Source organism: Sphaerobacter sp., assembly GCF_019683595.1.
GTDB lineage: Bacteria > Chloroflexota > Chloroflexia > Thermomicrobiales > Thermomicrobiaceae > Sphaerobacter.
The window spans coordinates 1-9038 of record NZ_JADGHZ010000138.1; the positions used below are offsets into that span (position 1 = coordinate 1).

A 9038-nucleotide genomic window follows, 5' to 3' on the forward strand; every position below is an offset into this window, starting at 1 on the left:
GTCGGGCGCCTGATCGAAGTCGGCGGGGGCGTCGGGGCGTGGGTGGACTACGAGTCGCTGGCCCTCGGGTCGCTCGCGAGTCTGGAGGAGGATCTGCGCCGGGCATCCGGCCGGCCGCTGATGCCGGCGGGTGCCGTGGAGCCACTGGTCGCGGGGACGGAGATTGACATTCCGCTCCTCAATGGTTGGCGACTGCGAGGCCGGGTTGGGCAAGGCGACTGGCGCCTGCGCACGCGCCGGGCGGGAGATCGGGTGGTCGTGTCGGGAGGGCGGCACCGCTCATTACAGGACTTCCTGGTCGACGCCAAGGTGGCGGCGTATCTGCGAGACTGGCTGCCGCTGCTGGAGCGGGATGGGTTGATTGTGTGGGTGGCCGGAGTGCCGTCTCTGGCGTTCGACGGCGCCGGGACGACGCTCCGGTGCGAGCGGTTGGAGGACTGCTGAGCCGTGGCGGAGGGTTTGAGGGACATACCCCTGCACCGGGGGCTGGACCGGATCTTGATCGACGAGGAGACCCTGCAGGCGCGCGTCAGGGAACTGGGGCGGGAGATTCGGGAGTACTACGGTGATCGCACCCCGCTGCTAATCGGGGTGCTAACCGGCGCGTTCGTCTTCATGGCCGATTTGGCGCGGGCAATGGAGATTCCGCTCCGCGTCGAATTTATGGCGGTGTCGAGCTACGGACAGGCGACACAAACGTCGGGTGTGGTGCGGATCCTGAAGGATCTCGACCGTCCCATCGAAGGCGAACATGTGCTATTGGTCGAAGACATCATCGACAGCGGACTCACTCTGGAATACCTGATCGATGTCTTGCAGCGGCGCAACCCGGCCTCGCTGCGGCTGGTTGCACTGCTGCGCAAGGACAAGCCGCGCAGCGTGCCCGCACGGGCCGATTGGGTGGGCTTCGACATCCCGGACGAGTTCGTCGTTGGCTACGGCCTGGACGTGGCCGGCCGATACCGGAACCTTCCGTTCGTCGCCGTGGTCAAACCCGACGCCGTGCTGGGCAAGTAGGGTGCGGATTTCCCGGCTGCCGAGGCGTCGCGTCCTGTCTGTTATAATCAAGCTACCCTGTTTAGCCCGCGTGACCGTGGCGCAAGCACAGGGACCAATCGATGCGCATGGCGCGGTCGGAGGGCACTGAATGGCCGAAAACAAGTGGCTACGCAATGGATTCGTCTGGATCGTCCTGATCATCGCGGTCGTCGCGCTGTGGGTCACCTTCATGAAGGACGGGGGCAGCGCGCGGGAAGAGAACTTCGCCGATGTTGCCGCGGACATCCGCCAGGGCCGCGTCGCGCGGATCGTGATGACCGAGGGCTCCAACGACATCCAGGTGCAGTACATCGGTGAGGAGGAGCCGCGCAGCAGCCGGCTGCCACCGGATGTCAACATTTACCAGGCACTCGAACAGTACGGCCTGTCGGGAGCGGACGTCGAGATCCGGGTGAATCCGGCGAGCCAGTGGGGTAACTGGCTGAGCGCGCTGACGTTCATCCTGCCGACGCTGTTCCTCATAGGTATCGTCGTCTTCATGATGCGGCAGGCCCAGGGGACGAACAACCAGGCCATCTCCTTCGGGAAGAGCCGCGCGCGGATGTTCACGGGCAACAAGCCGACGGTGACGTTCGCCGACGTGGCCGGTGTCGAGGAGGCCAAGGAGGAGCTGGTCGAGGTCGTCGAGTTCCTGAAGTACCCGGACAAGTTCGCCTCGCTGGGTGCGCGCATTCCGCGCGGGGTGCTGCTGGTTGGCCCGCCCGGAACAGGCAAGACGCTCCTGTCCCGCGCCGTGGCCGGTGAGGCGGGCGTCCCGTTCTTCAGCATTAGTGGTTCCGAGTTCGTCGAGATGTTCGTCGGCGTCGGCGCCAGCCGCGTCCGTGACCTGTTCGACCAGGCAAAGCGCAACGCGCCATGCATCGTCTTCATCGACGAGATCGACGCGGTCGGACGGCAGCGCGGTGCTGGTCTCGGCGGTAGCCACGACGAGCGCGAGCAGACGCTGAACCAGATCCTGGTCGAGATGGACGGCTTCGACAGCACGACCAACGTGATCGTCATCGCCGCCACGAACCGGCCGGACGTGCTCGACCCGGCACTGCTGCGGCCGGGCCGCTTCGACCGGCAGGTCGTGCTCGACCGGCCGGACATCGCCGGGCGGCGCGCGATCCTCGAAGTCCACTCGCGCGGCAAGCCGCTGGAGAGCGATGTCGACCTGGAGGAGCTGGCGCGGCAGACGCCGGGCTTCTCGGGTGCCGATCTGGAAAACCTGGTCAACGAGGCGGCGATCCTCGCGGCGCGACGCAACAAGAAGACGATCGGGCGTCGCGAGCTGACCGAGGCCATCGACCGGGTGATCGCCGGGCCGGAGCGCAAGAGCCGGGTGCTCAGCGAGCGCGAGAAGCTGATGACGGCGTACCACGAGGCCGGGCACGCCCTGGTGGCGCGGATGCTGCCGCACGCCGACCCGGTGCACAAGGTGTCGATCGTGGCGCGCGGCATGATGGGCGGCTACACCCGGGTTCTGCCCGAGGAGGACCGCTTCTTCTGGACGAAGAAGCAGTTCGAGGACCAACTGGCCGTCTTCATGGGCGGTCACGTGGCCGAGGAGCTGGTGTTCCAGGAGATCTCCACCGGCGCGGCCAACGACATCGAGCGGGCCACTAATCTGGCGCGCAGAATGGTCACCGAGTACGGCATGAGCAAGACACTCGGGCCGCTGGCGTTCGGCCGCAAGGAGGAGCTGGTCTTCCTGGGCCGGGAGATCAACGAGCAGCGGAACTACAGCGACGAAGTCGCCTACATGATCGACCAGGAGATCCGCAGCCTGATCGATACCGCCTACAAGCGGGCCCACGAGATCCTGAGCCAGCACATGGACAAGCTGGAAGCGATCGCCATGCTCCTGATGGAGGCGGAGACGATCGACGGGCACGAGCTGGAGGCGCTGTTCGACGAGCCGCGCCCGCGGCCGCAGTTGGTCGGCCCGCCGATAACGCGTCCGGCGGCGCTCGCCCATAAGGCGGAAGAAGCGGATCGGGGAGGCGAGCGATCGCCGCATCCGCAGCCGCACCCCTCACCGACGATGCGGCCACAGCCGGCGTCCTGACCGGCTGCACCACAAAGGCAACACAGCCACCCGGGCACGACAACGGCCCGGGTGGTTTCGTCTCCGGGGAGTGTTTCCGGGAGCGACGACGCGCGCTCAGGACCGCGTGCATCTTGGTCGCGGCGCTACGAGCCGGCGACCTCGGGAGCGGCGGAGTCGGGGAGCGGGCAATCCATCACGATGGCGTCCAACTCGCTCCGCCAGGAGCGGTCGAGGACGCTGTGGTATTCGCGGCTACGCATGAGCCGCATGGCGTCGCGTGCGGTGACACGGACCAGGCGTGTGCCGCAGCCGGCGCGCAGGAAATGGCGGCCGTCCGCGTCGCGGAAGATCAGCGTTTGCGGTTGACTGAGCCGCCGGCCGATTACCTGGTAGGCCCGGGATTCCATGGCGCACCCTCCCTGTCCGGTGCGTCGAGCGGTGAGGCGGTGGGAGGTGGGGTTCGACCTATGCTGGGCCGGCGCACCTCCGTGGATCGTGCGAGCCGGTCACTGGACCTAGCTGCGATCGGGTCTGAACGGCTGAACCGTCGCGAGGTGTGCGACGGGTGGTGTGAGTAAGGTTCGTGGGTGGAGGCAGGGGGATTCGAACCCCCGACCTCTACAGTGCGATTGTAGCGCTCTCCCAACTGAGCTATGCCCCCACGATCGGCCCCGTCCCGGAGCCGCGAGAAGTATACGAGGGATGACGGGTCATTGTCAAACCGGCACCGCGCCGGGCGAGAGCCGTCGATTTCCCCGGTGCTGTCACGAATTTGTGACGATGGTCCTGGAGATCAGGATGACGCTGTTGCCCGAGTTTGTCTACGATACCGTCACCAAGGCCGCGTACGTACGGGCTGGAGACGAGGCCCGTCACAAGGCCCGAGCAAGCACCCCTTTATCCCCTTGTTTCCTCTGTTGCCCCCCTAGATCGTCTCCCCGGCGCCCCAGCGCCGGGTTCCCTCTTTGTTCCGCCAGCGCCCGGATCTGCCGGGCGCTGTCCTTTCGTGCAGGGTGAATGGCTGGCCGGTATGCCGCTCCATGCCTGACCCAAGATCCGATATCGGGCGCCACGTCGAGCATCTACCCTTGGATCTCGTGATGGACGATGCGGTCCACGACCGGCAACGGAGTCGGAGCAGCCGAGAGGAGCACGACGGTGATTGGACCGATGATGGAAGTTCATGCCGAGGCGCGGCGCCGGGACCTGCTGCTCGAATCCCAGCGCGGGCGGCGGATCCCCGAGGTGGGCGGCGAGAAGCGCCGGAGCATGCGGTCGAATATCGGCGGCCGCATCGTGCGCCTCGGAGTCTGGATCGCGGGCCAGCGATCCGCCTAGAGACAAGACAATAGCTGAGGTCGGCATGCAGCCGGGTCCACGATCGGACCCGGCTCCTTCATGTTGACCGATCCTCTGTCTGACGCTGGCCCAACCACGCGGCCTCGGACAGAATAGGGGCGGAGAGGGGAGGACGCATGGCCTGGGTCTTTCTCGTGATCGCCGGCGTGTTCGAGATCACCTGGGCGGTCGGGCTGAAGCTGTCCGAGGGGTTCACCAAGCTCTGGCCGTCGGTGTTGACCATCGCGGCGATGATCCTGAGCTACGTCTTCCTCGCGCAGGCGGTGAAGTCGTTACCGCTGGGGACCGCCTACGCCATTTGGACCGGGATCGGCGCCGTCGGAGTCGCCGTCGCAGGCATTGTGCTGTTTCACGAACCGGCCAGCGTCTTGCGCCTCGTCTCCATCTCCCTCGTCGTCGCCGGCATCATCGGGCTGCGGCTGGCCACCCCCGCCTAGCCGGTTCCCCGGGCCACCGAGGCCACGTTCCCCCGTCACCCTACGACGACTGATACGGGCATGGCCCTTGCAGCCGGAGAATCAGCGATCAGGATGTCCGAACCAACCGAACCGGGAGCGCGAGAATCGCGCGTTCCCGCCGTCGTAACGGCTCTCGTAGGCCATCCAGCGCGCTGGACGGTCGCAGTCCCTACTCATCCAGCCGCCCGTGAGGCCGGCCGGTGTGAATGCGGCGTCGCCAGCCAGCGACCAGGCGGCCGCGAGGCGAGATCAGCGGCCGTGGACGGCGGCGGGTCGCCGCGTCCGCGAAGAGACGAGGGGTGCCATGAAGGACGGACAGAACACGCCAGGGACACCGCGGGACCGGCAGATCGAGGAGGCGAACAAAGCCACGATCGCCCATGCCTTCGAGGAATGGGCGGCGGGAACGGGCGGGCCCTTCGGGCTCTTGGCTGATGACGCCTCGTGGACCATCGTGGGGAACAGCCCGGTGTCGCGCACATACGAGAGTCGCCAGGAGTTCATGGACGGGGTGATTCACCCGTTCAATGCGCGGATGGCCTCGCCGCTCGTCCCGGCGGTTCGCTCGCTGTATGCGGAGAACGACTGGGTGATCGCCCTGTTCGACGCCTCCGGAACGGCACGCGACGGCAAGCCCTACCGCAACACGTACTCGTGGTACCTGCGGTTGCAGGACGGCCGGATCGTCGAGGCCATTGCCTTCTTTGACACGATAGCGTTCACGGACCTCTGGAACCGCATCACGCCTTAGCGCGCCGCATCGAGGACGCCGTGCGAGGTGAGCCAGGGCCGGTCGAGCCGGGTCGCCAGCCAGGCAGCACGGCTGCCGTATGCCGAGCCATCGCCGAGCACAAAAATAGCCCGGATTCATACTGAATCCGGACTGAGGGAGCGGGTGATGGGATTCGAACCCACGACATCCTGCTTGGGAAGCAGGCACTCTGCCAACTGAGTTACACCCGCATCTGTACCTGCCGACCCCCAGTATAGCAGATGCTTCGGCTCGTCGTCTAGAGGTGCGCCAGGGGTTCTGATGTGCCCGCTCCCGGTACCGTTGTCCTACGACGAGAAGGAACGTAATGGGACGTTTGTCCCGCGCGGGATCCTTCATCGCGGGCTACCTTGGTGAAGTGGTCCGTGTACGGCAACGCCGCCCGGAGGCGGCGTGAAGCCCGGAAGGGAAGGAGTACCGTGAGAGCTGCGCTGGTGAGGGTGACCGGGCGCTGGGTGGCGCTCGTCGCGGCGGTCGCCGCAGTGCTGGTGATCACCTCGCTCCTGGTGGTGCCGCGAGTGGCAGGTCAGCAGGGCCAGACGGTCGTCATCGACGTGGCCTTCGACCAGCCGAACATCCACCGCCTGGCGGACGCGCCGGCCGGGGCCTGGCCCGCGCGTGGAGAGGTGTCCTCCGGCGGCGGCAAGATCTTCGAACCGGACCTTGAGGCCACGGAGCAGATCGGGGAGTTCTACTTCATCGGCGTCGGCACCTCAGCACCGGACTACTTCGAGACGGCGGCCAACCATCTCTTTGAGGTGGCGCGCTTCGAGCTGTGGGGGCAGGGGAGCATCGACGTGATGGGCACCGTCACGTTCCGTGGCAAGAGCTACCTCTCCGTCACCGGCGGCACCGGTGCTTTCGCGATGGCGCGCGGCGAGTGCACCGAGGAGATGGTCGCTTCCCGTCGCGGGCGCTTCACCTGCTACATCGAGCGTTAGGTACCAACCCATCCCTTCTCTCGCGCCGTGGCGCCGCCTCACCCCCGGATGAGGCGGCGCCCGCTTCTCGTGAGCGCATCGGCTCGTTCCTCGTTACAATCCCGTAGGGGCTACATGCCCGAAGGATTCCGGACGGAGAGCGAGGATTGTTGATGCGTAGCCATCTCACCCATCTGGAGTGCACGGCGTGCGGGGAGACGTATCCCGCTGACCGGCTGATGACCACCTGCCCGGCGTGCGGCAAGGTGCTCTTTGCGCGGTACGACCTCGAAGCGGCGGCGAAGACGCTGACGCGGGAGGCGTTGGCCAGTCGGCCGTGGAATCTCTGGCGCTACGCGGAGATCATGCCGGTCCAGGATGCTCGCCATGCGCTCACGCTGGGTGAGGGAGGCACGCCGCTACTGCAGGCTTCCCGGCTCGGGAAGGCGCTCGGCTACAACCGGCTGCTGGTGAAGGACGACGGGCAGAATCCGACCGGCAGCTTCAAGGCGCGAGGGCTGTGTGCCGCGGTATCGCGAGCGGCGGAGCTGGGAGCGACCGCGGTGGCGATCCCCTCTGCCGGAAACGCCGCCGCGGCGATGTCGGCCTACGCGGCGCGCGCCGGGCTGGACGCCTACGTGTTCATGCCGGCCGACACGCCGGAGTCGATGAAGGCCGAGTGCCGCGCCTACGGCGCCAGGGTCTTCCTGGTCAACGGCCTGATCAACGACTGCGGGCGTGTCGTGCGCGCCGGCGCCGAAGCGCGGGGCTGGTTCGACGTCTCGACGCTCAAGGAGCCGTACCGGGCCGAGGGGAAGAAGACAATGGGGCTGGAGCTGGCCGAGCAGCTCGGCTGGCGCCTGCCGGATGCCATCATCTATCCCACCGGCGGCGGGACGGGCATCGTCGGGATGTGGAAGGCGTTCAACGAGCTGGAGCAGTTGGGCCTGATCGGATCGAAGCGCCCGCGGATGATCGTGGTCCAGTCCGAGGGCTGTGCGCCGATCGTGCGCGCGTTCGAGCAGGGTGAGCGCCACGCGCAGCTCTGGGAGGGCGCGGCGACAGTGGCGCCCGGCATTCGCGTGCCGGTGGCGATCGGCGACTACCTGATCCTGGACGCGGTGCGCCAGAGCGGCGGCACGGCGATCACCGTCTCCGATGAGGAGCTGCTGGAGGGCGTCCGCCTCGCGGCGACGCACGAGGGACTGTTCGTATCGCCGGAAGCGGGCGCGGTCGTCGCGGCGGCGCGGCTGCTGCGGGAGCGCGGCGTGCTGGGCCAGGACGACGAGGTGGTGCTGTTCGCCACCGGCGCGGGGCTCAAGCATACGGACCTGGTCACCGGGGAGTACCCGGTGCTGAACCCGGACGACCCGGACCTGCTGTCCGCGATCGACAGCGCGTACGGGGAGCCTACAGCGTAGGCAGCGGCTGGCAGCGGGGGCAGAAGCGGGTGCCACGCTGGGCCACGACGACGCGCGCGATCGGCTCGCCGCAGCGTGGGCACGGGTCGCCCTCGGCCAGGTGGTAGATGTGGAGATAGTGCTGGTTGTTGCCGGGGCGGCCAAGGCCGTCCCGGTAGTCGCGCAGCGTCGTGCCGCCGCGGTCGATGGCAGCGGCGAGGGTCACTCGTATGGCGTCCAGCAGGCGGGCGGCCTCACTGAGCGTGAGGGAGTTCGCCGGGCGCAGCGGGTGGATTCCGGCGGCGAAGAGCGCCTCGTCAGCGTAGATGTTGCCGACGCCGGCAAGGAACGTCTGGTCCAGCAGGAGCGCCTTGACGGTGCGCGACCGGGCGGCGAGCATGGCGGCGAACCGTTCGGCGGTGAACCGATCGTCGAGCGGCTCGGGTCCGAGGCTGCGGTCAAGCTCGGCGGCCTCGTCGCGAGTCAGGAGCGTGAGCCGGCCGAACTTGCGGGTATCGGAGAAGCGCAACTCTCGTCCATCGTCCAGGACGAAGGTCAGGTGGTGGTGCTTGCCGGTGGGCGCCTCCGGGGACGTGACGGTCAATTCACCGGTCATGCGCAGGTGCACGGCGATGGTGTCGCCGCTGTCGAGCGCGACGAGCAGGTACTTGCCGCGGCGCCCGAATCCGGTGATCTTGCGGCCGGTGACGCGCGCGACGAACTCGTCGGGCGCCGGTGCGGCGATGCAGCCGGTGAACGCCCCCAGCCGGACGGCGGCGATGGTGGCCCCGGCCACGGCGGCGGAAAGGCTGCGGCGGACGTTCTCGACTTCCGGTAGCTCTGGCACAGTCCACTCCGAACTCGTGTTCGCATAAGTATAGCGCCCACGGGCCGCGTGGAGAGGGAGCGCACGCGCAACCGGGCGCTGGCCGTCATTGAATAGCGCCCACGGGCCGCGCGGAGAGGGAGGTGGAATGGCGAACGACTGCATCTTCTGCCGGATCGTGGCGGGAGAGCTCCCGGCCACAATCGTCTACC

At 67.5% G+C, this 9038-nt stretch carries 10 protein-coding genes and 2 tRNA genes; 8 read left to right on the plus strand and 4 right to left on the minus strand.

Annotated features, from left to right (window positions below):
* From tilS to ftsH, 3 genes are all read left to right on the plus strand, one after another.
* The coding region (tilS, locus tag IRZ30_RS12980; RefSeq protein WP_294085755.1) for a tRNA lysidine(34) synthetase TilS at nt 1-444 on the plus strand (444 nt) is incomplete at its 5' end.
* Nucleotides 445-495: 51 nt separating this feature from the next.
* Nucleotides 496-1017, plus strand: a complete 522-nt coding sequence (gene hpt / locus IRZ30_RS12985) for a hypoxanthine phosphoribosyltransferase (protein ID WP_366945348.1) — start codon at nt 496-498, stop codon at nt 1015-1017.
* A gap of 130 nt (nt 1018-1147) precedes the next feature.
* Nucleotides 1148-3109: an ATP-dependent zinc metalloprotease FtsH gene (gene ftsH, locus IRZ30_RS12990; protein ID WP_294085757.1), complete on the plus strand. Its 1962-nt coding sequence runs from the start codon at nt 1148-1150 to the stop codon at nt 3107-3109.
* A 125-nt stretch (nt 3110-3234) separates the two neighbouring features.
* On the opposite strand, the gene IRZ30_RS12995 is transcribed toward ftsH, so the two are convergent.
* Nucleotides 3235-3498 carry a hypothetical protein gene (locus tag IRZ30_RS12995; RefSeq protein WP_294085759.1) on the minus strand — a complete coding sequence of 88 codons (264 nt, stop codon included), beginning with the start codon at nt 3496-3498 and terminating at the stop codon, nt 3235-3237.
* 181 nt (nt 3499-3679) lie between these two features.
* A tRNA-Ala gene (locus IRZ30_RS13000) sits at nt 3680-3752 on the minus strand.
* Between the two features lie 497 nt (nt 3753-4249).
* Between IRZ30_RS13000 and IRZ30_RS13005 the strand changes: the two genes are divergently transcribed.
* The 3 genes from IRZ30_RS13005 (at nt 4250) to IRZ30_RS13015 (ending at nt 5659) form a co-directional block, all read left to right on the plus strand.
* Nucleotides 4250-4429, plus strand: a complete 180-nt coding sequence (locus IRZ30_RS13005; protein WP_294085760.1) for a hypothetical protein — start codon at nt 4250-4252, stop codon at nt 4427-4429.
* Nucleotides 4430-4566: 137 nt separating this feature from the next.
* On the plus strand, nt 4567-4887 hold the full coding sequence (sugE, locus tag IRZ30_RS13010) for a quaternary ammonium compound efflux SMR transporter SugE (protein WP_294085761.1): 321 nt from the start codon (nt 4567-4569) through the stop codon (nt 4885-4887).
* Between the two features lie 325 nt (nt 4888-5212).
* A complete protein-coding gene (locus IRZ30_RS13015) occupies nt 5213-5659 on the plus strand; it encodes a nuclear transport factor 2 family protein (protein WP_294085763.1) in 447 nt (148 codons plus the stop codon).
* Nucleotides 5660-5798: 139 nt separating this feature from the next.
* Here IRZ30_RS13015 and IRZ30_RS13020 read toward each other — a convergent pair.
* Nucleotides 5799-5871: transfer RNA gene (locus IRZ30_RS13020), tRNA-Gly, on the minus strand.
* Nucleotides 5872-6099: 228 nt separating this feature from the next.
* Here IRZ30_RS13020 and IRZ30_RS13025 point away from each other — a divergent pair.
* Both IRZ30_RS13025 and IRZ30_RS13030 read left to right on the plus strand, forming a co-directional pair.
* Nucleotides 6100-6621, plus strand: a complete 522-nt coding sequence (locus IRZ30_RS13025) for a hypothetical protein (protein WP_294085764.1) — start codon at nt 6100-6102, stop codon at nt 6619-6621.
* 152 nt (nt 6622-6773) lie between these two features.
* Nucleotides 6774-8021, plus strand: a complete 1248-nt coding sequence (locus tag IRZ30_RS13030; RefSeq protein ID WP_294085765.1) for a threonine synthase — start codon at nt 6774-6776, stop codon at nt 8019-8021.
* On the opposite strand, the gene mutM is transcribed toward IRZ30_RS13030, so the two are convergent.
* Nucleotides 8011-8847, minus strand: a complete 837-nt coding sequence (gene mutM, locus IRZ30_RS13035) for a bifunctional DNA-formamidopyrimidine glycosylase/DNA-(apurinic or apyrimidinic site) lyase (RefSeq protein ID WP_294085766.1) — start codon at nt 8845-8847, stop codon at nt 8011-8013. The two genes, IRZ30_RS13030 and mutM, sit on opposite strands and share 11 nt — an antisense overlap.
* Nucleotides 8848-9038 lie beyond the last annotated feature (191 nt).

Bases quoted from the DNA above. Each gene is read 5' to 3' on its own strand.
- IRZ30_RS12995 (WP_294085759.1), bottom strand. From the start codon at position 3,498: ATGGAATCCCGGGCCTACCAGGTAATCGGCCGGCGGCTCAGTCAACCG.
- IRZ30_RS13015 (WP_294085763.1), top strand. From the start codon at position 5,213: ATGAAGGACGGACAGAACACGCCAGGGACACCGCGGGACCGGCAGATC.
- sugE (WP_294085761.1), top strand. From the start codon at position 4,567: ATGGCCTGGGTCTTTCTCGTGATCGCCGGCGTGTTCGAGATCACCTGG.
- ftsH (WP_294085757.1), top strand. From the start codon at position 1,148: ATGGCCGAAAACAAGTGGCTACGCAATGGATTCGTCTGGATCGTCCTG.
- IRZ30_RS13030 (WP_294085765.1), top strand. From the start codon at position 6,774: ATGCGTAGCCATCTCACCCATCTGGAGTGCACGGCGTGCGGGGAGACG.